The organism is Sporosarcina luteola (genome assembly GCF_023715585.1).
In the GTDB taxonomy this organism is placed as follows: domain Bacteria; phylum Bacillota; class Bacilli; order Bacillales_A; family Planococcaceae; genus Sporosarcina; species Sporosarcina luteola_D.
Genome location: NZ_JAMBOK010000001.1, coordinates 1,131,254 through 1,155,081, shown reverse-complemented (window position 1 = coordinate 1,155,081; position 23,828 = coordinate 1,131,254). Strand labels below are relative to the sequence as shown.

Annotated in this window: 17 protein-coding genes and 1 other annotated feature; of the genes, 11 read left to right on the top strand and 6 right to left on the bottom strand. The window is 45.0% G+C overall.

Features of this window, described 5'->3' with window-relative positions:
* Positions 1–37 precede the first annotated feature (37 nt).
* The 6 genes from M3193_RS05840 (at position 38) to M3193_RS05815 (ending at position 7,100) form a co-directional block, all read left to right on the top strand.
* Complete coding sequence (locus M3193_RS05840) at positions 38–865, top strand: DUF1444 domain-containing protein (RefSeq protein WP_435372031.1); 828 nt, start codon at positions 38–40, stop codon at positions 863–865.
* Positions 862–1,467 (top strand): YtpR family tRNA-binding protein, encoded by a 606-nt coding sequence (gene ytpR, locus M3193_RS05835; RefSeq protein ID WP_251625079.1) that lies wholly within the window; start codon positions 862–864, stop codon positions 1,465–1,467. The genes M3193_RS05840 and ytpR overlap by 4 nt, the downstream gene beginning before the upstream one ends.
* Positions 1,468–1,581: 114 nt before the next feature.
* Positions 1,582–4,167, top strand: a complete 2,586-nt coding sequence (locus M3193_RS16695; RefSeq protein ID WP_285851843.1) for a DNA translocase FtsK — start codon at positions 1,582–1,584, stop codon at positions 4,165–4,167.
* A 130-nt stretch (positions 4,168–4,297) separates the two neighbouring features.
* Entirely contained in the window at positions 4,298–5,611 is a 1,314-nt protein-coding gene (gene murC / locus M3193_RS05825; protein WP_251625077.1) for a UDP-N-acetylmuramate--L-alanine ligase, read from the top strand.
* A 326-nt stretch (positions 5,612–5,937) separates the two neighbouring features.
* Positions 5,938–6,423 (top strand): DUF948 domain-containing protein, encoded by a 486-nt coding sequence (locus tag M3193_RS05820; RefSeq protein WP_251625075.1) that lies wholly within the window; start codon positions 5,938–5,940, stop codon positions 6,421–6,423.
* A 38-nt stretch (positions 6,424–6,461) separates the two neighbouring features.
* A complete protein-coding gene (locus M3193_RS05815; RefSeq protein WP_251625073.1) occupies positions 6,462–7,100 on the top strand; it encodes a YtxH domain-containing protein in 639 nt (212 codons plus the stop codon).
* Positions 7,101–7,160: 60 nt separating this feature from the next.
* Here M3193_RS05815 and M3193_RS05810 read toward each other — a convergent pair whose 3' ends face one another.
* Complete coding sequence (locus M3193_RS05810; RefSeq protein ID WP_251625071.1) at positions 7,161–9,164, bottom strand: cell division FtsA domain-containing protein; 2,004 nt, start codon at positions 9,162–9,164, stop codon at positions 7,161–7,163.
* Between the two features lie 288 nt (positions 9,165–9,452).
* Here M3193_RS05810 and M3193_RS05805 point away from each other — a divergent pair, with 288 nt between their 5' ends.
* Both M3193_RS05805 and ccpA read left to right on the top strand, forming a co-directional pair.
* Positions 9,453–10,535 carry a bifunctional 3-deoxy-7-phosphoheptulonate synthase/chorismate mutase gene (locus tag M3193_RS05805; RefSeq protein WP_251625069.1) on the top strand — a complete coding sequence of 361 codons (1,083 nt, stop codon included), beginning with the start codon at positions 9,453–9,455 and terminating at the stop codon, positions 10,533–10,535.
* Between the two features lie 229 nt (positions 10,536–10,764).
* Entirely contained in the window at positions 10,765–11,763 is a 999-nt protein-coding gene (ccpA, locus tag M3193_RS05800) for a catabolite control protein A (protein ID WP_251625067.1), read from the top strand.
* A gap of 73 nt (positions 11,764–11,836) precedes the next feature.
* Here ccpA and M3193_RS05795 read toward each other — a convergent pair whose 3' ends face one another.
* From M3193_RS05795 to M3193_RS05785, 3 genes are read right to left on the bottom strand one after another with little or no spacing between them, the layout of a single operon-like run.
* Positions 11,837–13,021, bottom strand: coding sequence for an acetoin utilization protein AcuC (locus M3193_RS05795; protein ID WP_251625065.1), 1,185 nt, complete (start codon positions 13,019–13,021; stop codon positions 11,837–11,839).
* A complete protein-coding gene (locus M3193_RS05790; RefSeq protein ID WP_251625063.1) occupies positions 13,021–13,668 on the bottom strand; it encodes an acetoin utilization AcuB family protein in 648 nt (215 codons plus the stop codon). The genes M3193_RS05795 and M3193_RS05790 overlap by 1 nt, the downstream gene beginning before the upstream one ends.
* A gap of 15 nt (positions 13,669–13,683) precedes the next feature.
* Positions 13,684–14,316, bottom strand: coding sequence for a GNAT family N-acetyltransferase (locus M3193_RS05785; RefSeq protein WP_251625061.1), 633 nt, complete (start codon positions 14,314–14,316; stop codon positions 13,684–13,686).
* 179 nt (positions 14,317–14,495) lie between these two features.
* Between M3193_RS05785 and acsA the strand changes: the two genes are divergently transcribed.
* On the top strand, positions 14,496–16,214 hold the full coding sequence (gene acsA, locus M3193_RS05780; protein WP_251625059.1) for an acetate--CoA ligase: 1,719 nt from the start codon (positions 14,496–14,498) through the stop codon (positions 16,212–16,214).
* Positions 16,215–16,274: 60 nt separating this feature from the next.
* Here the strand turns inward: acsA and M3193_RS05775 are convergent, their stop codons facing one another.
* Positions 16,275–19,235, bottom strand: a complete 2,961-nt coding sequence (locus M3193_RS05775; RefSeq protein WP_251627228.1) for a transglycosylase domain-containing protein — start codon at positions 19,233–19,235, stop codon at positions 16,275–16,277.
* Positions 19,236–19,394: 159 nt separating this feature from the next.
* Positions 19,395–19,597 (top strand) — a binding site (T-box leader).
* A 51-nt stretch (positions 19,598–19,648) separates the two neighbouring features.
* Here M3193_RS05775 and tyrS point away from each other — a divergent pair.
* Complete coding sequence (gene tyrS / locus M3193_RS05770; RefSeq protein ID WP_251625057.1) at positions 19,649–20,914, top strand: tyrosine--tRNA ligase; 1,266 nt, start codon at positions 19,649–19,651, stop codon at positions 20,912–20,914.
* Between the two features lie 99 nt (positions 20,915–21,013).
* Here the strand turns inward: tyrS and M3193_RS05765 are convergent, their stop codons facing one another.
* Positions 21,014–21,841 carry a Ku protein gene (locus M3193_RS05765; protein ID WP_251625055.1) on the bottom strand — a complete coding sequence of 276 codons (828 nt, stop codon included), beginning with the start codon at positions 21,839–21,841 and terminating at the stop codon, positions 21,014–21,016.
* A 100-nt stretch (positions 21,842–21,941) separates the two neighbouring features.
* Between M3193_RS05765 and M3193_RS05760 the strand changes: the two genes are divergently transcribed.
* Complete coding sequence (locus M3193_RS05760; protein WP_251625053.1) at positions 21,942–23,783, top strand: DNA ligase D; 1,842 nt, start codon at positions 21,942–21,944, stop codon at positions 23,781–23,783.
* Positions 23,784–23,828 lie beyond the last annotated feature (45 nt).

Below are 23,828 nucleotides of genomic sequence, written 5' to 3'. Positions count from 1 at the left end.
CATTTGCGGCGAGCGGCCGTTTATTTTTGAAGAAAGGGTGAAGTGCGTGAATTCACAAAAATTAGTGGAACTATTAAAAGAGCATCTGCCATCCGAACACTTCCAATGGCGTTTCGATCGGAAAACCGATAAGGTCCGTTTGGAGCATTCCATTCTGAAGAAAGGGATGGATATTTCCTTGCCGGAAATCCTCGCCAAATATGAAATGAAAAAAGAAGCCGCTATCAATGAAGTCGTCTACACGATCGGCGAAACGTTTAAAGCGATGGAGAGAGAGCAGGCTGAAGGGTTCGTAAAAGAAAATGCAATCTACCCCGTCATCCGCTCAACTTCTTTCCCGCAAACATCAAAAGCAGGGGACCGCTTTGTAGCGAAAGACCATACAGCTGAAACGAGAATTTTCTATGCGCTCGACTTGGGCACGACGTACCGTCTGATTGATGAATCAATGCTCGAGTCCATTGGCATGACGGAATCGGAAATAATGGAATCAGCCCTCTTTAAAGTTAGATCATTGCCAACGAATATGAAGAAGGATGAAGTGGCGGGGAACTTCTTCTATTTTGTTAATAATAATGACGGATATGATGCAAGCCGTATATTGAATCAAACCTTCCTGAAGGAAATGGAAGGGAAAATTGAAGGGCATATGACCGTATCGGTTCCTCACCAGGACGTTCTGATCATTGGCGACATCCGGAATGATACGGGGTATGACGTACTTGCCCAAATGACCATGCAATTTTTCACGGTAGGGGCAGTGCCTGTCACCTCCTTGTCATTCATCTATGAAGATGGTAAATTGGAACCGATTTTCATTATGGCGAAAAATCGGGTTGCCCGAAAGGAAGGTAAAAAGAAATGAATATTTTTTACAATCAAAATGGAGTTGGCGATGTACTCCTCGTTCAAATGACGACAGAACGCCCGCAAGATAGAGAAATTGAAAGCAAGAAGGATATCACACTTATTAAAGATGCAGCGACGGGTAAAGTGGCAGCATTCAACGTCTTCCATGCATCGAGCTACGTGAAGCCGGAAAAGGACGGACAAATTGAAACGACTGAAGAGATTGTCGGGCAACTGCAGGAGGCACTTAAAGCCAATGGGGTGGAGTTTGAATTAGATGTAGATTTCTCCCCGAAGTTCGTGGTCGGCCACGTTGCAGCTAAAGAAAAACACCCGAATGCAGATAAACTAAGCGTATGCAAGGTAGAAGTCGGGAATGAAACTTTGCAAATCGTCTGCGGAGCGCCTAATGTCGAAGAGGGACAAAAGGTTGTCGTAGCAAAAGTGGGGGCAGTCATGCCATCTGGAATGGTCATAAGAGATGCGGAGCTAAGGGGAATCGCTTCATCAGGGATGATCTGTTCAGCGAAAGAACTTGGCATTCCAGATGCTCCTGCTGAAAAAGGGATTATGGTCCTTGCCGAAGATGCAACGCCCGGTGAACCTTTTACAGCTTGATATTAAAAAACGTACTGTCCAAAACAGTACGTTTTTCTTATTTTGGCCATCTGATTGATTTAATCGATGAAAACCTGCTAAAATAGAATGATCGACTTGAAAAGAGTGATAGATTTGACTTGGATTAAAAAAATGATGAACCGTATATTTGAAACAGATAAAAATGAAGAATTCGAAGAAACATTTGAAGAAATTGAGTACGAAGAAAATAGAGAGCAAGAACAAGCCGAAAAGCCGGCTTTCCGTTTTCCAATCATAACCGATGCTGAAATCTATGGGTGGGAACCGGACCCGGAAAACGAGCGAAGGAAAGCGGACAATTTAGTCACTGAACTTAATGATGATGATTTCACACCTGTGCCGTTATATAAAAATGAAAGATGGCCAGGTGGAAATGAGAAACCGACTATACACCGGGCAACTGCCCCAATGAAATACAATACAAAACAAGAAATGAAATCTGTGCCAGCGCCGAAAGCGAAAAAGGTGCAAGCTGACGAAACTGAGACGAACAAAAAGACAATTATACAGAAACGGAGTAACCGTCCCTTCACTCCTACGGAGGTGCCATCACCGGTTTATGGCTATTCAAGGCCGAAAAAAGATCAGTTCGATGCCATTCAAGGAGAAGATGTGGAAACGGAATCCGTTGAAACTCCGGATCCACTCCGAATAGAACCGGAAGCTGAACAAAAAGTTGTCGAACCAATTATTGAACAATCAATTGCAGAAGATGAAATTCATCGCATTGATTTAGATGATCAGGCACATACTTCGGATAAAGAAATGATAGTCGAAACGAAAATTGGTGAACTGGTAGAAAAGGAATCCCCAGAACCGGATGAGATGGAAGTAGACACGGAACCGAATGCCGCTGAGCAGGAATGGCAAATCAGTGAAATGTCTGATCCAGCAGTGGAAGAAGAGTTTGAGGCTTCAAGTGATTCAGAAGGGATAGCTGAAGAAGAATTCCCTGCATCCACTGAAGAAGCGTTGAACGAGGAAATCATAGAGCCCTCATCCGCTCCGGAACCAGTAATTGAAGAAGTGAGAGAGCCAGTACCTGTTCCTGAACAGAAGAAAGAAAGTATTGTGCCTTTTAATGTCCTTATGTTGAAAAATGATAAGCTGAAATTCGAAGAACGTGCAAAAAAAGCCAACAGTCAGCCTGCCCTTGATTCCACAAAAAAAGATCCGATTCGAACAGAACCGGCTTTGGACATCACAACACCTGAGGAGCCGGACGAAGACCTGGAAGAACAACCTTATTATGCATTCCCTTCGAAAAGCTTTCTTATACAACCTGAAGAACATGTAGAAGACACGGAATGGCTTCAGTCTCAGTCTGATAAGCTTGAAGAGGCACTTTCCTATTTCGCCGTGCAGGCAAATGTCATTGAGGCGGTGCAAGGACCAACCGTTACAAGATTTGAATTGACGGTGGGGCACGGAACGAAAGTGAGCAAGGTCAGAAATCTGACCGATGACTTGAAATTGGCACTGGCAGCTGAAGATATCCGAATCCAGGCGCCGATTCCCGGGACCAGTTCCATTGGAATCGAAATCCCGAACCGGAAGCCAAGGGCCGTCCGGATTTCGGAAGTGATTGAAACAAAACGCTTCCAAGATTCGGAATCTCCTCTGGAGGCGGTACTTGGACTTAGCCTGACGGGTGAACCTGTAACTCTGGATTTACGAAAGATGCCGCATGGAATGATTGCCGGTGCAACCGGTTCCGGTAAATCGGTGTGCATCAATTCGATCCTGATCAGTCTATTATATAAAGCTTCACCTGCTGATTTGAAAATGCTGCTGATCGATCCGAAAATGGTGGAACTTGCGCCATTCAACGGGATTCCTCATTTATTGAGCCCGGTCATCACCGATGTGAAGGCCGCGACTGCTGCATTGAAATGGGCGGTCGGAGAAATGGAACGCCGGTATGAACTGTTTGCCCATGTTGGCGCTAGGAATATTGAGCGTTATAATGAAATGGCAGAAAAGGACAGGAAATTCTCTCTGAAGATGCCGTATCTTCTCATCGTCATTGACGAGCTGGCGGACCTGATGATGATGGCTCCAGCTGACGTGGAAGTATCGATCAGCCGGATCACCCAAAAAGCAAGGGCTTGCGGAATTCATTTGATCATTGCTACACAGCGCCCTTCGGTTGATGTCATCACCGGGACGATCAAGGCGAATGTACCGACACGCATAGCGTTTTCCGTTTCCTCTCAAATCGACTCTCGGACAATTATCGATACACCGGGAGCTGAAAGGCTGCTTGGGAAAGGCGATATGCTTTATCTCGGTAACGGTCAATCTTCAGCGGTGCGGCTGCAAGGTACATTTGTCACGGATGCTGAAATTGAACGTATAATAGAACACGTTCAAAACGAAGCAGAGCCGGACTACCTGTTCGGTCAAGAGGATTTATTGGCAAACACAATGGAAGAAGAGGAAACTGATCCTTTATTTGCAGAAGCATGCCAATTCATTATTGATCAAGGCAGTGCTTCAACGTCTCTATTGCAGCGTAACTTCAGTATCGGTTATAACCGTGCTGCTAAATTGATGGACCGGATGGAAAAACTAGGTTTCATTTCCGAACAAAGGGGAAGTAAAGCACGGGAAGTCTATTTGTCCGAAAGTGAATTAGATTATTTTTTGAATGGCAATGAAAAGCCTAATGAAATGTGAAAACATGATAGACGATTCTTATGAAGTGGAATCGGGAGTAGAAAATACTAAAAATGACTGGGGAATCGGCCATTCCAAACAGCCGAAGAACCAGAATGTGGGAACAGCTATGATCCCGGGAGGTTGCATTATGACATTGTACCATTTTATAGGAATCAAAGGATCCGGGATGAGTTCCCTTGCACAGATCCTTCACGATTCAGCATATGCAGTGCAAGGCTCGGATGTGGAGAAATATTTCTTTACGGAAGACCCATTGCATGAAAGAGCTATAACGATTTTACCTTTTAATGAAAATAATATTAAGCCCGGAATGACTGTCATCGCAGGGAATGCATTCCCTGATAGTCACCCAGAAATTGAAAGAGCACATGAATTGGGTGTTGAAGTAATACGCTACCATGACTTTTTAGGCAAATACATGGAGAAATTCATTTCAGTGGGTGTTACGGGTTCCCATGGAAAGACATCTACGACCGGGTTGCTTGCGCATGTCCTTTCCGGGAATGCTCCGACATCTTTCCTTATCGGTGATGGTACTGGCAGAGGTGTCGAGGACAGTGAATACTTCGTTTTTGAAGCGTGTGAATACAAACGCCATTTCCTAGCCTACGAGCCTGACTACGCCATCATGACAAATATTGATTTTGATCATCCGGATTACTTTAAGGATTTGGATGATGTGTTGGATGCATTCGGCCAAATGGCGTTACGTGTGAAGAAGGCTATCATTGCCTGTGGAGATGATATTCATTTACAGCAGATTAAAGCGAACGTCCCAGTCGTCTATTACGGATTTGATGAAATAAATGACTTCTCTGCAAAAAACATCGTGAAATCCGAAAAGGGTGCCACATTTGATGTATATGTACGAAATGAATTCTTCCATTCATTCACTATCGCATTGTCGGGCGACCACGGCATCTTGAATTCCTTGGGTGTCATTGCCCTGTGCCATTACGAAGGCATTCCGGTTGATGGCATCGAGGAGAGATTGGCCACTTTCAATGGTGTGAAAAGACGCTTTACTGTGAAGGAATCTTTTGGGCGGATTATCGTCGACGATTATGCCCATCATCCGACGGAAATCAAGGCAACATTGCAATCTGCGAGGCAGAAATATCCCGAGAAAGAAATCGTTGCGATCTTCCAGCCGCATACGTTCACGCGTACCGCGGCATTGCTGGAGCAGTTTGCCGACAGTCTTGCGGCGTCAGATCATGTCTATCTATGTGACATCTTCGGTTCTGCGCGTGAGCAATCAGGCAATTTGACGATTGATGACCTCATTGGCAAAATCCCTGGTGCAAAACACCTTGAACTAGGGAATATCGAAGACCTTGATGAGCATGGAAATGCAGTGTACCTCTTCATGGGCGCTGGCGACATCCAGAAGTATTTGAACGTCTTCGCCGAACATACGAAGAAAGAAGAAACAGCCTGATCCACCTGGGATCAAGCTGTCAGACCATAGACAAACACCGGAAATACTGGTGTTTGTCTATTTGTTTGTCTATGGTCTTTTTTTAATATAGAAAATTCTAAGGTACAAGGGTGATGTGCAAATCACATCACCCAGCATTTGAGTTAGATTTAATACTATTTCCAATCATGCCTAAACAGTATACACATTATCCAGAAATATTTTATTTCGGAAAAAATGAAGGATTTTTGCAAAGGATGTCGAAAAAGGTTAGAGTAGGCGAAGTTTATTTGCCTACTTTAAAGGGTAGAAATTACTTATGTATGTTCATCGGGAGGAGGATTGCCATGGAAGTTTTACTGTACATTGCTGCCATTGTTGCCGCAATAGCATTTTTGATTTTATGTATCAGCCTTGCAATGACATTAGGTTCATTGAAAACGACATTACGAAGCGTTTCCGAAACATTGGATGGCTTGACGAACCAGTTGGAAGGGGTCACGTCTGAAACGACTGAACTCCTTAATAAGACAAATGCCCTTGCCGAGGATATTCAGGAGAAATCCGAAAAATTGAACACTGTCGTAGAGGCGGTGAAAGGGGTAGGGAACTCTGTCAGCGATTTGAACAATTCAGTTCGCAGAGTCACCAATTCGATCACTGTTGAAGCCGAGAAGAACAGTGATAAAATAGCCCAAGTTGTTCAATGGAGCAACGTCGCATTCGGCATTATCGGGAAAGTGAAAGATATGAAAACGGAAAGATCATCAGGCTGGACTGTTTATCAACCGGACAAGGGGCAGAAGCGTTTGCCAAGCCCGGACGGACGCTGATCTCACGCGTTAGAAAAAAACATACTGGAGGAATTCACATGACTGATAAAATGAAACCGAACTATAATGACGCTCATTATGATCACCAATATTACGGGAACCAGGAGTATAAGAACACTTTCGGTGAACCTTCCCACTTGCCTGTCAACTATCCATACCGTTCCAATACGGATGATTTCTATGATGAGGACGATACTGGGGCGGGGAGCTTTCTTTTGGGCGCGCTGGTAGGAGGCGTTATCGGCGCTGCCGCGGCATTATTCCTAGCACCGAAGACGGGCAGGGAAATGCGCGACGATTTTTCGGAGCAGGCGGTTCATCTGAAGAATAGAGGAATCGAATTGAGTGCAGTTGCGAAGGATAAAGCAACGGAAATCACTTCGGTTGCAAAGGAGAAGACGGATGGACTGACGAAATCAATTCAGGAGCAATCCGGTCAGATTGTGGACAAAGTGAAATCGATGGCAAATAAAACGTCGGTCCCTATGGACGATGGTACAGCCTCTTCCGAAGGGGAGGAAGCAATCGATTTTGCGGGATCTACAGCGGAGCAGGACAAACAAGCCGCTGAGGATGTAACTACAGGGAACAGTGATGTTTCCTATGACAATAGCGAGAATTATGGTCAAGAAAAGAATGTGAACCAAAACCATATTTCCGTAGAGAAAGAAAAGTGAATTTAAAAGAGCCAGACAGCCCTTAATGAAGCGGCTGTCTGGCTTTTTAGCATAGGCAATTCATGAGCTAAACTTGATTTCCAATGCATCTCCGCTGAAGATGGGATCATTGAATCCGATCGGTTCTCCGTTGCGCAGCAGCTGATAGGAAGTGGGTGCCGTCGTCGGCAAAGAATAGTCGATGAATAGGAAGATGTCACTGAATAAAAATGGACGGTGAACCGTTTCCTCTATCGAAAGCCGATCTCCAGAAAGTACTTTGGCTGAATTGTCCACTCGCCGACCATTCAATAGAATAGAAGACCCGCTGTCTGTAATCGTTACGGGCTGCCCGTTGAATGTAATGGAGGCGACCGATCGAGTTGGCTGATCCAGGGAAGAAATAACTTCCCCGACTGTCGGTGAAGCATGCGCCTCGAACTGGACTACATCCCCATCTTTAAGGGGATGCTGAGGGGTAACCGGCAAATCGTTTAGTAAGAATGTAGTAGACCAGTCTTCCAGGAGAATTCGTTTGTTATTTATGTACACTTCAAAAGGGCTGGACGTTTCGATGTTGATTTCTGAGAGCACGTCATTCAGTTTTGTGGAATGGGAATATACGACTTGGTCCCTATCATGAATAGCCGCATCGAGCTCAACCGGCTCGCCGTTGCACTCGATAGTCGGCACAATCGTATGCTTATTTCCATTGACAGTCACTTCGAATGGACGAATGTCACCGATCAGTTCACGAATGGTGAGGGAAGCATCTTTTCCGTCCTTGCCGCGTTCTAACGTAATTTCATCGCCATTCGCAATCAAATCTTTCGTGCTTGCAGGATTACCGTTCAATACTATTTTGGCTGATCTACCGTGTTCACCAGGGATCGTCATGAGCTCGCCGTTCAAAGTCATTGACATTCCCATCCCTGGCTTTCCGTAGAGTTGTCTTGCTTTAATATTTGCGGCGAGCAATGCATCGCCGACTGTCATCTCTTTCAGTTCAAATAAGCGGATTGTCTTTTCATTGACATTGACCGACATGTAATGGATCGGTGCTCTTCTCGCTGCAATAGCGATGCCGATTGGTGTGACAAGTGCAGGGGTGGAAACGATGCCGTCTGACAAAGTGATATCCGACAACGCATCAAGTGCACGGATTCCGACACGGTTCTCAGGCAAATCAAGCCGGCTGCTCAATTCCTTTGGCAGAAGAGGTGTAAGGCTTCCTCCCCCGACAACCATGACGGCTTGCGGCGATTTATTGTTATTGAGCCTTATGATTTCATCAGCGATACTCGACGCTAACTTGTCGATTGCAGGCTTGATGATTGCAACCACTTCCGCTGAAGGCACTTGCTGTTCAAATCCAAGGATATCCAAAATGGTAATTTTTTCATTTGTTGACAGTGAACGTTTTGCACTTTCAGCTACCGGAAAATCGAGAAGAAAATGGTTGCTGAGCGCCTCTGTAATTTCATCGCCCGCGATCGGCACCATGCCATACGAGACGACCGTATTATTATCTGTAATAGCAATATCCGATGTACCTGCCCCGATATCTACAAGTGCGACATTCAACCTGCGCATTGATGGGGGAATCAGGACATTAATAGCGGCAATCGGCTCGAGCGTCAATGCCTCCATTTCAAGTCCTGCACGCTTTAACGCGGATAGAAGGGATTCGACGACGACGCGGGGGAGGAATGTCGCAATGACTTCGGCGGTTGCAGACCTTCCGGCTTGATCGATCAGACTTCCGATTTCGTCACCATCCAACTTGTAATGAAGAACCGAATACCCGACACAATAGTAGTAATCGTCAGCAGTCGTTGCTGTAGATAGTAATTTCTGTTGGGCAACTTGTACCGCTGCCAGTTCAAGACGGTTTATATCTTCGGAAGTGAAAAGGGGTTTCCCCACAATATCAATCGTCATAGATCCTTCCATCGTTTTCAAAGCCCGTCCTGCTGCAGCGACACTTACTCTCTCTAGCTTCCCATGGCGCTCTTCCAGGATAGATTTAATTTCTGAAATAACAGTTGCGACGCTTACAATATTATGTATTTGCCCATCGATCATCGAGCGTTCCTTATGTTCGACTATGACGAGATCGGCAACGTGGTAAATTCCTTCCTGTTCGGTCAGGATGATGCCAACGACAGAACGCGTGCCGATATCAAGTGCGAAAAGTTTTTTCGACAGAATAATACACCCCTTTTTCGTTAACTACTAACGAAATTTAACAATTTGTAAAAATGACGTGACTTTTCAAATACTTTTCATTATACTTAGTTCTATTATACAAAAATGTAACATAGATTTCCCACTTCGAAAAGGGAATGATGTGTGCGGGGAGGAGACATAACGATGAGACAAAACGATTTAGATCAGCTTCGTGGTCAGGTAGATGAGTTGAATACCAAAATATTGGACTTAATTAATGAAAGAACATCAGTTGTCCAGGAAATTGGCAAAGTAAAGGAAAAGCAAGGTGTCAACAGATATGATCCGATCCGCGAAAGGGAAATGCTTAACGCTTTGGTTCAATCAAACAACGGACCGATTCCAAACGGGGTATTAGAACAAATCTTTAAAGGCATCTTCATGTCCGCCCTCGAAATCCAGGAGGATGAGCAACGCAATGCATTGCTTGTTTCCCGTGAACGAAAGCCTGAAGACACAATTGTGGACGTAAACGGGCAAAAAATCGGGAATGGGGAACCGACTTTCATTTTTGGACCATGTGCCGTTGAATCATATGAACAAGTTTTGGCAGTCGCTCAATCCATCAAAGCGAAGGGCTTGACGATGTTAAGAGGCGGCGCTTATAAACCGCGTACATCCCCTTATGATTTCCAAGGACTTGGACTTGAGGGTTTAAAAATATTGAAACGTGTCGCCGATGAAACAGGCTTATCAATCGTTACAGAGATCATTACGCCATCCCATTTGGAAGAAGCACTCGATTATATCGATGTCATCCAAATCGGGGCGCGCAATATGCAGAACTTTGAATTGCTGAAGGAAGCAGGCATGGTGAATAAACCAGTCCTTCTAAAGCGTGGACTTGCTGCAACAATTGATGAATTCATCAATGCAGCTGAATACATCATTTCCAAAGGGAATAGCCAGATCATGCTATGCGAACGTGGAATCCGTACATATGAGCGGGCTACACGGAACACATTGGACATTTCGGCAGTACCGATTTTGAAACAGGAAACGCATTTACCGGTATTCGTAGACGTCACTCACTCGACAGGCAGAAAAGACTTGCTGCTTCCTACTGCGAAAGCGGCGATTGCTGTCGGCGCGGACGGCGTCATGGCGGAAGTGCATCCTGATCCGGCTGTTGCATTATCCGATGCAGCACAGCAGATGGATATCAAACAATTCGATGAGTTCTACGCTGAAATTCAAAGATTCATGAACACCCATCAAACAGTCTAACTTAATCTAGCCCTGGCAGGTTGGATTAAGTTAGACGCCTCCGACAGATGTCACGGATTTTTAGAGGAGTTTATCGAGCTTGCTCGATAAAAATCCGCACACAATTACCCCAAGGCGTAATTGACTACATTTGTATTATTCTATAAACAGCGCCGGACCTTTCAAGGATCCGGTGTTTTGTTTATAATGAGAGTAAGCGAATACATACTGATGGGAAGGAGATTCGTCAATGGCAATAACTATATATGATGTAGCGAGAGAAGCGAATGTTTCCATGGCTACGGTTTCCCGTGTTGTGAATGGCAACCAGAACGTAAAACCGGCAACACGTAAAAAGGTGCTTGAATGTATTGAACGACTTGGCTATCGCCCGAATGCCGTAGCGAGAGGGCTGGCTAGTAAGAAAACGACAACAGTCGGTGTCATCGTTCCGGATATTTCAAAAAGCTACTATGCCGAACTTTCACGCGGTATTGCAGATATTGCGACGATGTACGAATACAATATCATACTGTCCAACTCGGATAAGCGAGCAACAAGGGAGCTTGAGCTATTGGAGGACCATCTCGGAAAACAGGTTGATGGTCTCATCTTCATGAGTGATTCCCTGACAGATGAAATCCGGTCGGAAATGGCGACGGCAAACGTTCCGATTGTATTAGCAGGTACACTGGGAGATAACACCGACTTGCCGACGGTGAACATAGACCATGAGGAAGCGGCCTATGAAGCGGTGAAGAAATTGATTGATAATGGCCATGAACGAATCGTGCATGTGAGTGGTCCGATGTCGAGGGATATTAATCGGCTATGCAAAAAAGTAGGGTATGAGCGGGCAGTGAAGGAAGCTGGTCTTCCTCTTTTTGAAGAATTCTTCATTGAAACGGATAACTCGTATGATGATGCATATGAAAAGTGGAAAGTCATCCGAAGTCTTGAAGAGAAGCCGACCGCCATTTTTGCGGGCAATGATGACATTGCTGTAGGTGTGCTAAATGGAATCCGGGATGATGGCTATTCGGTGCCCAATGATTACGAAGTGATCTGTTTCCAGCATTCATTGTTATCGCGTGCAGTAAGGCCGCAATTAACTGCCATTATCGTTCCCTTATACGACTTGGGTGCGGTTTCCATGAGATTATTGACGAAATTGATGAACGGTGAGGAAGTCGATGATCTGAATGTCATCCTACCGTACCATAAGGAAGAACGTCAGTCGACGAAATGAAAAAGCTGTTCCGGAGATAAATCCGGAACAGCTTTTTTCATGTGAAGGCTCATTTATTCCATCAAGGGCTCAATTAATCACACAACGGCTTGATCTCCACTACTGATTGTTGACTCCTCACTATATGCAAGGCGCGTTCAAGCATTTGAGCATTTTTCTCGGTTATTTCTGCTTTCCGAGGAATCGGCTCATACAACGGATTTGGATCCTTCCACGTTTCAATGAAAGGTACAGGGGATTCGCCCTGCCAGGCAGTTAGCCACGTTTCTGGCAATCTACCTGTAGGAGCCGGCAACTGTTTCATTGCTAGCCAAATATGAGCCCATGCCCTCGGGACAACCCGCCATATGTCATAGCCCCCGCCGCCTACGGCAATCCATCTTCCTTCACAGTATCGATCTGCGATTTTGCGTGCAATGCGAGGTATTTCTTCATAAATTTTCATCGTTCCGTACAAATGGGTGAGGGGATCAAAATAATGAGCATCCGCCCCATTTTGGGTCAAGATGACATCCGGTTTGAAAAAAGCGGCGACTTCCTCGATAGCCGTCTTGTATATTTCAAGAAATGACTCGTCCTCCGTGAATGCATCAATCGGGAAGTTGAATGAAGTCCCATACCCATCGCCATTTCCACGTTCGGTTATCGCTCCAGTGCCTGGAAAAAGATATCGTCCTGTTTCATGTATGGAAAGTGTACAGACATTCGGATCATCATAAAATGTCCATTGCACTCCATCGCCATGATGCGCATCCGTGTCGATATACAGCACACGCGCCCCGTATTTTTTCTGTATATATTTGATGGCGACCGAACTGTCGTTATAGACGCAGAACCCCGAAGCCTTGCCCTGAAAGCCATGGTGGAGACCGCCTCCCAAGTTTACAGCGTATTTCGCTCTTCCTTCCATTACCTCGTCGACTGCGGTCAACGTCCCTCCAACAAGCATGGCACTCGCTTCGTGCATGTTTGGGAATATAGGGGTGTCTTCGGTTCCGATGCCATATACGGAGCCGACTTCATCGCTTATAAGCCCCCGGCCAGCCCTTTTTACAATATCGATGAACTTCGGGTCATGGACCAATAATAATTCCTCGTCAGTAGCGACTCGCGGAACAATTATTTCATCATCGGAAATGGCATTACATTGCCTCAATAAATCCAACGTCAATACAATCCTCTTTTGGTTGAATGGATGAGTGTCAGAAAAAGAATAGCCAAGTTGTTCTTCGGAATAAATGAAAACAGCATCTTTCATCATAAGTCAATGCCAGGTACATTCGGCCAGAGCACTTCAAACCCATTATTCCGCAAGCCATTTATGACAGTCAGCGGATTCATCGTCTTGACGCGAATGACAAGTATTTTATTATCTTCATTTTCCTTATCTGGATATACAAGAACACTTAGCACATTCAATTTATGTTGATGGAACACTTTTGACACTTCAAAGAGGATGCCCGGTATGTTCGGTACACGGACTTCAATCTGTGAGCCTGGCTGGTGGACGCCAGTCAATTCGATATACTTATACAACAGATCCGTCTCTGTGATGATGCCGACAAGCTTTCCGCCCGAAACGATTGGAAGGCAGCCGATTTGGTTATCGTAAAAAATGACTGCTGCATCTTCGACAAAGTCCATTGGGTGGCCACTGATCGGATTTTCAGACATGATATCAGATAATGGGAGTTTGTAGACGTTTGCATCGTTGGAACCGGAATAAAGGGAAGGGACGACTTCCTTCAGATCCCGGTCTGTTACGACGCCAACCAACCCTTTAGCGTCCGAGACGATTGGGAGATGACGGATCTTCTTTTCTTGCATGATCTTTAAAGCGTCGCTCACGGTATGCTCAGGCGAAAGGGAAACGACGTCCCTTTTCATAATCTCTTCAATTAACACTAGATTAACCTCCAATCAATACATAAATCTGTTCATGAAACGTAGACTGTCGAACTGTTGAATCGATTCCTGATCTACCCTCTTGCCGATTCTGGCCATAAGGCAATTTGCGGGATGTGAGCTTATTTCAGGATCGTCAGTCGCATAATATTCCAATCCGCCCGCATTCATCATCTTCTCCATCACTTTCCTGTATTCCCATACATTCAGTTTTGTCCCTTTTAAATCCCAATGCCAATAGTATTCGGTTGTTAGAATAATATAGTCCTCCATTGCATCGTCCATCATGGACACTTCGAGCAATGCCTTTCCGACACCGCCCCCCCTGAACTTTGGAATTACTTCAATGGCTCCCAATTCAATGAGATTTGCCATTTTGCCTTTCGACCATCTTTCCAACGGATCCGGATACAAATACGTTGCATATCCAACGATTTGATTCATATCACGGACGATGATGATCCGACCTTCGGGGAGATCGGCGATTTCAATAAGCGCCTTGTGCTGCTGTTCAGGCGGTCTGAAAGAGACCAAATGCTCATGGAATTCAAGGCTTGCCAATTCATTGCCGGGAATCGGGCCTTCAATGATCAAGTCGCCATTCTTATGTTTGAGTTCCATCGCGTTATACGTTTTCTTATGTTCCAACCTGCTCACCGTCCTACAATTAAATAGACCTTATTCACAGTATACAACAATTATGTCCAAGGCAAATAACTTCTTGACAGTAAATTAAATAACAATACTAAAAATAGTAATTTATTCGCAAATAAAGAGTAAGTAAGGTAGAATAATAGAGGTAAATGTTTCGCGAAAGGGTGATAGGAATGGAAATCAATAACTTGCCTGTAATGCAGGGGGATTATCAATTACAGGATTATGACCGAACAGCAAAGGAATTTAAATGGTCTGACGCAGAGAAGGAATTTAGCTGGCATGAAACCGGACTCATCAACATTGCCCACGAGGCTGTAGATCGTCATGCGGATTCCTATCGAAAAAACAAAGTGGCGCTCTTCTACAAAGATGCGACGCGTAAAGAATCGTATACGTATAATGAACTGAAACGAATGTCCAATAAAGCTGCAAATGTACTGACGAACCATTCAACGTTGGAAAAAGGGGACCGTATATTCGTTTTCATGCCCCGCTCTCCTGAACTGTATTTTGCGATACTGGGAGCGCTGAAAATGGGGACGATTGTCGGACCGCTCTTTGAAGCGTTTATGGAAGGTGCGGTATATGACCGGCTCTCCGACAGCGAAGCGAAAGCGATTGTAACGACGCCCGAATTGTTGGACAGGATTCCAGTTGACAAATTGCCTCATTTGAAAACGATCTTCTTAGTCGGCGAACAGATTGAAGAAGATGAAAAACATATAGATTTCAACAAACATTTGAAGAGTGCGTCTTCCCACTTCAAAGTAGAATGGATGGATAAGGAGTCTCCGACACTGCTCCACTATACGTCAGGCTCCACGGGGAAACCAAAAGGCGTTTTACATGTTCAGGAAGCGATGGTTCAGCAATTGATGACGGCACGCTGGGTATTGGATTTGAAGGATGAAGATGTTTTTTGGTGCACAGCGGATCCGGGGTGGGTAACTGGCACGGCGTACGGGATCTTCGGACCGATGCTGGCAGGTGCTACATCACTGATTGTCGGCGGAAGATTTTCTACAGACAGCTGGTACGAATCCATTCAAGAGTATGGTGTAACGGTTTGGTACAGCGCACCGACTGCTTTCCGGATGCTGATGGGCGCAGGTGCAGGACCGTTGGAGAAATACGATCTATCCTCATTGCGTCATATCCTTTCAGTCGGCGAACCGTTGAACCCTGAAGTCATCCGGTGGGGGATGGAAGTGTTCAAGCTGCGGATCCATGACACTTGGTGGATGACGGAAACAGGAGCCCAAACGATCTGCAACTTTGGCTCATTGCCAATTAAAATGGGGTCTATGGGGAAAGCCGTTCCAGGAATTGAAGCGGCGATCGTCGATGACCGGGGGCAAGTATTGCCGCCGAATCGGATGGGCAATTTGGCAATCAAAAAAGGCTGGCCTGCAATGATGCGGCAAATCTGGAATAATCCTGAGAAATACGATTCCTATTTCTTGAATGATGAATGGTATGTTTCCGGGGATTCCGCCTATATGGACGAAGACGGTTATTTCTTCTTCCAAGGTCGGGTCGATGACGTCATCATGACGAGCGGCGAACGGGTCGGACCGTTTGAAGTGGAAAGTAAGCTACTTGAGCATCCGGCGATTGTCGAGGCGGGAGTCATCGGGAAGCCTGATCCGGTCCGTGGTGAAATCATTAAAGCCTTTGTCGCACTCCATGAAGGCTATGAACCTTCCGAAGAATTGGAGACTGACATTAAGCAGTTTGTCAAAAAGGAACTTGCCGCACACGCTGCGCCAAGGGAAATCGAATTCAAAGATAAGCTTCCGAAGACAAGAAGCGGAAAAATCATGCGCCGTGTGTTGAAGGCATGGGAACTGAACTTGCCGACAGGCGACTTGTCAACGATGGAAGACTGACGTGGATATAACGAAAAGGGACTCCCGATTTTTTTCGGAAGTCCCTTTTCAATTTACCTGTTACTCATCATCACCATCATCACCATCATCGGATGGAGGTTTGGTGCCTCCTCCGTTGTTGTTGCCGTTTCCGTTGTTTCCAGTATTGCCATTTCCGTTTCCATTGTTACCAGTGCCATTTCCATTATTGCCAGCATTTCCATCATCTTTCCCGCTGTCTTCGCTGCCGTTTCCGTTGCCACCGCCATTCCCTTCATTTCCTGGAGGTGTCACGGGAGGTATATTCTTATCATCCGGCACTTTCGGAGTAGGTGGCGGCTCTGGGCTATCGATAGTTACGATATTGGAGTTCTCTGATAACAGTCCAGTAATATCAACGGCTCTGACATAATAATCCCCTGGGCCGACAGCAATCGATTTGGAAGATCCATCTCTTACCGTCGCAATCCGTTCATTGTTTCGATATACATAATAACCGATTACGTCATTCGATGGGGACTCTGACCAGACCATTGTCGATCCGGTAAGCGATGCACTGACTCCTGCCGGTGCAGAATTATCGGCAATAAAGGATGCGCCGGAAACTACGCCTGAAGCAAATACAGACATAGATGGGAAGAGCTTCGAAGCATCTCCGCCCCATGGACCTAGCATCCGGTCGATGAATGCCTGGTTGACTCCCGTTCCGCCTGAAACGATAAATTCAGCAGGCGTAGAAGGAAGCGCCATGTAACGGCTTCCTTTGACGGAGACATAGGAAGCGTTGATAATGCTGTCATCCGGTTTTGTTGGAAGCATCACTTTAGAATTGAACAAATCCGACCTGACCAACCCGGCTGATGTACATGCTGCAGACGGCGCCAATCCGGAAATTCCGCAGAATGGTTTGGATACTACGCCTGCAGGTTGTTTGAAAGTGCTTCCTGCACCGATAAGGTCAGGCCGTACTTTATTTGCACTGTTCATCAATCTGCCAAATAACATCGTTGTACGTGTCGTAGGGTGCATTTGCCCGGATCCACGTGTGTATAATTTCCGTGACTGGTCATAATAGCCGAACCATATTCCTAGTGTAACGTTCGGGTTATAACCGACAAGCCAAGCATCCGCGTATTCATTCGTTGTACCTGTCTTCGCGGCCAAGTCGGTTTTGAAATTCATGAAGCCAGGCAATTGCTGACCCGTTCCTCCAGGCTTCAGAACGTCCCGTAGCATATCCGTAATAATATAAGATGTTTCCGGACTGAATACATCGACAGGCTCGATTTCATGTTGATAAACGACATTGCCAGCCATATCCTCTATTCGTTCAATAATATACGATTGTATGAATTTGCCGCCATTTGCAAATGTGGCGAATGCATTTGTGTTTTCCTTGACACTTACACCCTTAGCCATTCCTCCGATAGAGGTGGAATAGTTTGTGTAGTCCCCCTTTTGCAGCTGACTGAAATTCATTTTCTCCAAGAACTCAGCAGGCCGTCTGTCCACTATTTGCTTATATAATCGGGCCGTTGGCAGGTTCAGTGATTGAGCTAATGCTTTCCTTGCAGGGATGATGCCGTTTTCCACATCGGCATTATAGTTTGCAGGTTTCCAACCCGGAATTTCAAATTTGACATCGACGACAGGGCTTCCTGCACCGATGACCCCATATTCAATCGCAGGTGCATAGACAAGAAGCGGTTTCATCGCTGAGCCGTTTGACCGATGAGTTTGCGTAGCATAGTTCGTATTGATAAGTTGGTGATCGCGTCCTCCAATGAAGGAAAGGATCCGTCCTGTATTATTTTCAATCATGATTGCACCAACTTGAACGGGGTTATCCTTCAAAATGGTTTCCCCAGTGCTGTAATCCTTCTCTTCACGTGTATACGTGAAACCGTAATGTTCGAATTCCTGCCCGACTTTATTCATTTCATCATAGAGGTCTTTTTCAACAGTCGAGTAAATTCGGTATCCGCCAGTACGCATTGCGCGTTCTGCAAGAATTTTATATTTATCCTTTACTTTTTCATCTGAGTCAACCCGTTCCGGATCGATACCATCCTTTTCTGCCAAGATTTTTGCAAGAATTAAAATTGTCTCCCCTTGGATTTCTTGGGTCAAGTATGGATATCGTTCGGTAGCGCGTTTCGTCTTTTTAGCGAAGTCCTTTGTGATATCGTAAGCAATCGCTTCTTCATACTGTTTATCAGTAATATAGCCCGTTTCCTTCATACGGAAGAGGACTGTTTTCATCCTGTCGATTCCAGGCTTAATATTTTCCTCTTTCTTTAAACCGCCTCCATAATAGTTGCTCATAAAAGGCGTGTAAGCAAAAGGTGCTTGCGGAATTCCTGCAATATAGGCAGCTTGGGGAAGATTAAGCTCTTTTGCGGTTACACCAAAAATACCTTCAGCTGCAGTTTCGATCCCCGCAATATTTTGTCCCATTGCATTTCTACCATATGGAATGATATTCAAGTAGGCTTCCAGAATCTCTTCTTTATCCATGAAATGTTCAAGCCGCATGGCAAGGAGGATTTCTTTCGCCTTCCGCTCATAGGATACTTCATTCGTCAAAATCTGGTTTTTGATAAGTTGTTGCGTAAGTGTTGAGCCACCCGTTTGACTAGAAGAATTCGTTACATCTTGAAACAGTCCTCGGAAAATCGCTTTTGGGACAATTCCCTGATGTGTTTCAAAATACTCGTCTTCGGTCGCCAAAACCGCATCAATGACAAATGGTGAAACATCTTTCAACGTTATCTCTTTCCGTTCGATATCGGCATTCACTTTACCTAGATATATATCGTTGGCAAAATAAATTTCCGAAGTCTCTTCATAATTGAAGACATCATCTCGCATTTCTGCTTTAGATCGAAGCGGTTCCTTCGCTACGAGTGATGCAAAATAACCGGCTCCGACTGAGGCGGCAAAAACGCCAAGCGTCAACCCGAAGATGAGGAAGAGGAGAAAGAGGTTCCAGATGACTCCTGATGTGATGCGGAGGCTCTTTGCCCATCCTTTTTTCTTCATCGATTCAAATTTTTCTTCTATTAGATCTATCTTGTTTTTACGTTTTTCGCTCAAGTTTTCATCCCCCCTAAAATCCTTCCTATTATAGCACATTTCGTGAAAATCAATAGAAAATGTTTGACAAAACGATAATTTAGACTACAATAAATCTATATCATTCATCACATGGTGAAAAAGCCGGAGTAGGAGCGGTCGATCCGTATAGAGAGGCAGCGGTTGGTGGAAGCTGTCCGGTAGAACGTTTGCGAATTACAGCTTTGGAGTGTGACGCGTACGCGGCGTTAATGCGTCTTAAAGCGGAGAATGTATTTATTCTCAAGCCGGGTGGTACCGCGTTAATTTTTGTATTTAACGTCCCTGCATGATTCGATTGAATCGTGCAGGGGCTTTTTCAATTTACAGGAGGGATAGTAATGAAAAGCGAATTGCTGGAAGACTTAAAATGGAGAGGCCTGCTATATCAGCAGACGGATGAGGAAGGCCTTGAAAAGGTATTGAATGAGGAAAAGATTTCATTATATTGTGGAACAGACCCGACGGCGGACAGTTTGCATATCGGTCATATTGTACCATTTTTGACACTTCGCCGTTTTCAGCAACACGGCCACCGTCCCATCGTTCTGGTGGGCGGGGCAACCGGCATGATTGGGGATCCTTCATTCAAGGCGGAAGAGCGGCAGCTTCTTTCAGATGAGCAAATCGCGAAAAACGTTGCGGGCATCCGCCGGCAATTGGAGCACATCTTTGATTTTGAAAGTGAAAACGGAGCTATCTTAGTCGACAATAAAGACTGGTTTGGAGAAATGTCTGCTATCAGCTTCCTCCGTGACTACGGAAAGCTTTTAAGCATTAACTATATGCTCGCAAAAGAGAATGTTGCTTCCCGTCTGGAAACAGGCATCTCCTTCACGGAATTTTCGTATATGCTGATCCAAGGCGCGGACTTCAGCCACTTGTACGACAAGTACAAATGCCGTTTGCAAATCGGCGGTTCAGATCAATGGGGCAATATTACAACAGGACTTGAAATCATCAGGAAAACACATAGTGAAGAAGCGAAAGCATTCGGAATCACGATGCCGCTCATAACGAAAGCGGATGGCACGAAATTCGGAAAAACTGCTGGCGGTTCTGTCTGGCTTGATGCAACAAAGACGTCGCCTTATGAGTTCTATCAGTTCTGGATCAACACTGCAGACGCCGAAGTCATCAACTACTTGAAAATCTTTACGTTCATGGGGCGGGAAGAAATCGAGGCGCTCGAGACATCCGTTCAGAATGAACCACATCTACGTAAAGCCCAACAAGCATTGGCGGAAGAAATGACACGTCTTATCCACGGCCAAGAAGCGCTAGACCAAGCAGTCCGCATTTCGCAAGCATTATTCAGCGGAGACTTGAAGGCGTTGACAGTTGCGGAAATGAAAGATGCATTCAAAGACGTACCGACTGCTGAACTTGAGAAGGCCGATAAAAATATCGTAGACTTCATCGTCGAAGCGGGTGTTTCCTCTTCCAAGCGGCAAGCCCGTGAAGACGTGACAAACGGCGCAATTTCCTTAAATGGTGAAAAAGTGACGGATACCGCATATGAAGTCACTGCAGCGGACCGTTTGGACGATGCGTTCACAATCGTGCGTCGAGGCAAGAAGAATTATAAAATGGTGAAATTCATCTAATGCAAAAAGGCCATCCTTTGGGGATGGCCTTTTTGTGTGTTGGAAAGGGTGGTAAACCCTCGAGAGTTGGCGATAACCTTTCGTTCGCCCACGAAATTTCTACGCTTTCATTTTCGCTGCTGCTTTTTTTCTTGGAGCGGGCTTCTTCTTTTTCGTCTTATCGAGCGATGCTTGCAGCGCAGCCATCAGATCGGTCGTATTGGAAGGCGATATTGCCTGTTTCTCCAGTTTTGCGACAGTGACACTGCCTGATTTTTTCTCTTCAATTAATTCCATTAGAGCAGTCCTATACTCGTCCGTATACTTATCGGGATCGAACGCGGTTGTTAATTGATCAACTAACAGTAGTGCCGTATCCAGTTCCTTTTTCACAACAGAGTCTTCAGCCGGAATATTTGGGACATCCTGCACATTGCGTACTTCATCCGGGAAGTGGATCGTTTCCATTAACAAAGCGTCTTTATAAACCCGGACAACAGCTAATTGCTCCTTCGAACGGATAATAATTTTCGCCACACCGATTTTCCCTGATTCTTTCAGAGCCTTGCGTAATAGTGCATAAGCTTTGCCGCCATTTGCATCAGGTGCCATGAAATAGCTCCGTTCAAAATAGATCGGATCGATTTCCTCCAACTTTACAAAATCAATGATCTCCACTGCTTTGTCTTCATTTTCCTTCTTCAGCTTTTCGAGTTCCTCATCATCAAGTACGACAAACTTGTTTTTCGTATACTCATACGCTTTTACGATTTCTTCACTCTTCACTTCCTTATCACAAATCGGACATACTTTCTGATAGCTGATCGGAGAATGACATTCTTTATGAAGCTGGCGCAATTTAATATCGTTGTTTTCGGTAGCTGTATGAAGCTTGATCGGAATATTGACAAGACCGAAACTGATGCTGCCTTTCCAAACTGTATGCAATGAAATCACCCGCTTTTATTCTTAGTATGGAAAGCTGACTCATTCTTATGTATACGAAATCCGATTCATCAAACACTAACAAAAACTTGGAGCGATCTAGATGAAACCGATGTTACTGATGGATGCAGAAGAATTGCCTGTTGGGAAAGATTGGCTGTATGAAACGAAATACGACGGATTCCGTGCGATTCTGCAATGGAATAACGAGGGGATTCAGCTATACAGCAGAAACGAAAAACTGTTGAATGAAATATTTCCGGAAATTATCGAGAATTGCCGCCGCATTGAGCATTTGATTAAACCGTTTCTCCCGATTACATTTGATGGGGAAGTGGTCAATCTTCAAAACGATTTTAGTAGTGAATTCTCCATTGTACAAACGAGGGGAAGAATGAGAAAAAAAGAAGTCATTTCCCAGCATTCTAGAGGACTCCCTTGCCAATACATCGTCTTTGATCTTTTATTGCTGAAAGGAAAAGATGTTTCGGGCACGGCACTTGAAAAGAGGAAGGTGCAGCTGAAGAACTGTTTTGAACAGATTGGGCTGCCAACTGCTGTAAGCTATCGACACGAATGTCTAATACAATTAATTGAAACGTTTACAGACGAAAAGGAATTATGGAATACAGTCCAGCTGAACAATGGGGAAGGTGCAGTTGCTAAGAGGAGAGAGAGTTTCTGGAGCCCAGAAAAACGGACGAATCAATGGTTGAAAGTGAAAAACTGGCGACTGGTCACAGTCATTATAACGAAATATGAACAAGTGAACGGATTTTTTACAGGTGCGATTTACAGAGGTGATCAGCTTTTTGAGATAACGACATTCAAGCACGGAATGTCAGATAAGGAAATGAAGACGCTGAGTGAGTTGTTTCTTGCAAACGGACACCATATTGGAGACTCCGTTTACGAAATCGAGCCTTCCATTTGTGCGAATATTAATTGCATTAGCTTTGATGGAAAACACTTGCGCGAGCCGAGGTTCCATTCTTTTCGGTTTGAAGTGAACCCCGAAGAATGCCAGTGGCGTCAATTGCTTAGGCAAGTGAACCCGATTCCCGAGCGTGTCCAAATTACCCATCCAAACAAACCGGTTTGGCCGAAGGTAGGTATGGTAAAGGACGATTACTTACTTTATTTACAATCAGCGGCGCCATTCATGCTTCCCTTCCTGAAAGGACGGCATCTCACGTTAATCCGTTATCCGCACGGCGTGCCGGGCGAGAAGTTTTATCAGAAAAGCGTACCGGATTACGCTCCTGACTTCGTGAAGACGTCAAGAGATGAGGACATTGACTATATCGTCTGCAATGACATTACAACTTTGCTGTGGCTTGGGAATCAGCTTGCAATCGAATACCATATCCCATTCCGAACGATTGATACAAGGATGCCGACCGAAATCGTCTTCGATTTAGATCCTCCATCCGTTGAGGATTTTACACTCTCCGTAGAAGCGGCAATACGCTTAAAAATCATATTCGATCAGTTCCAACTGGCCTCATTCGTCAAAACATCCGGCGGCAAAGGTCTGCAAGTATATATTCCGCTACCATTCAATACATTCACATACGACGACACCCGCATCTTCACAAAATTCATCGCGGATTTCCTATGCGACCAAGAGCCGCAATGGTTCACAACTGAGCGCCTGAAAAAGAACAGAGGAAACAGACTATACCTAGACTATGTGCAGCATCACGAAGGAAAAACCATTGTCGCTCCATACTCACCGAGGGGAAATGAATTGGCAACTGTTGCCACACCATTGAACTGGGATGAAGTTGGTGCATCATTACGGCCGGAACAGTTTACAATCAACACTGTAGTGGAGCGAATGAAAACGATTGGGGATCCGTTCCGTGACTTCAGGCAAGCAGGTGAGAAGCAGGATTTTGCAGTTGTACTTGAACAGTTGAAAGATGTATTGAGGGGGAAATAGCCCCCTCCAATTTACAAAAGGCTGAATTTTATGATAGTATTTGTT

What these genes read in the sequence shown, in the direction of transcription:
- ytpR (WP_251625079.1), top strand. Translation starts at nt 862, where the DNA reads ATGAATATTTTTTACAATCAAAATGGAGTTGGCGATGTACTCCTCGTT.
- murC (WP_251625077.1), top strand. Translation starts at nt 4,298, where the DNA reads ATGACATTGTACCATTTTATAGGAATCAAAGGATCCGGGATGAGTTCC.
- M3193_RS05820 (WP_251625075.1), top strand. Translation starts at nt 5,938, where the DNA reads ATGGAAGTTTTACTGTACATTGCTGCCATTGTTGCCGCAATAGCATTT.
- M3193_RS05815 (WP_251625073.1), top strand. Translation starts at nt 6,462, where the DNA reads ATGACTGATAAAATGAAACCGAACTATAATGACGCTCATTATGATCAC.
- M3193_RS05810 (WP_251625071.1), bottom strand. Translation starts at nt 9,164, where the DNA reads ATGATCGATGGGCAAATACATAATATTGTAAGCGTCGCAACTGTTATT.
- M3193_RS05805 (WP_251625069.1), top strand. Translation starts at nt 9,453, where the DNA reads ATGAGACAAAACGATTTAGATCAGCTTCGTGGTCAGGTAGATGAGTTG.
- ccpA (WP_251625067.1), top strand. Translation starts at nt 10,765, where the DNA reads ATGGCAATAACTATATATGATGTAGCGAGAGAAGCGAATGTTTCCATG.
- M3193_RS05795 (WP_251625065.1), bottom strand. Translation starts at nt 13,021, where the DNA reads ATGAAAGATGCTGTTTTCATTTATTCCGAAGAACAACTTGGCTATTCT.
- acsA (WP_251625059.1), top strand. Translation starts at nt 14,496, where the DNA reads ATGGAAATCAATAACTTGCCTGTAATGCAGGGGGATTATCAATTACAG.
- M3193_RS05775 (WP_251627228.1), bottom strand. Translation starts at nt 19,235, where the DNA reads ATGAAGAAAAAAGGATGGGCAAAGAGCCTCCGCATCACATCAGGAGTC.
- tyrS (WP_251625057.1), top strand. Translation starts at nt 19,649, where the DNA reads ATGAAAAGCGAATTGCTGGAAGACTTAAAATGGAGAGGCCTGCTATAT.
- M3193_RS05760 (WP_251625053.1), top strand. Translation starts at nt 21,942, where the DNA reads ATGAAACCGATGTTACTGATGGATGCAGAAGAATTGCCTGTTGGGAAA.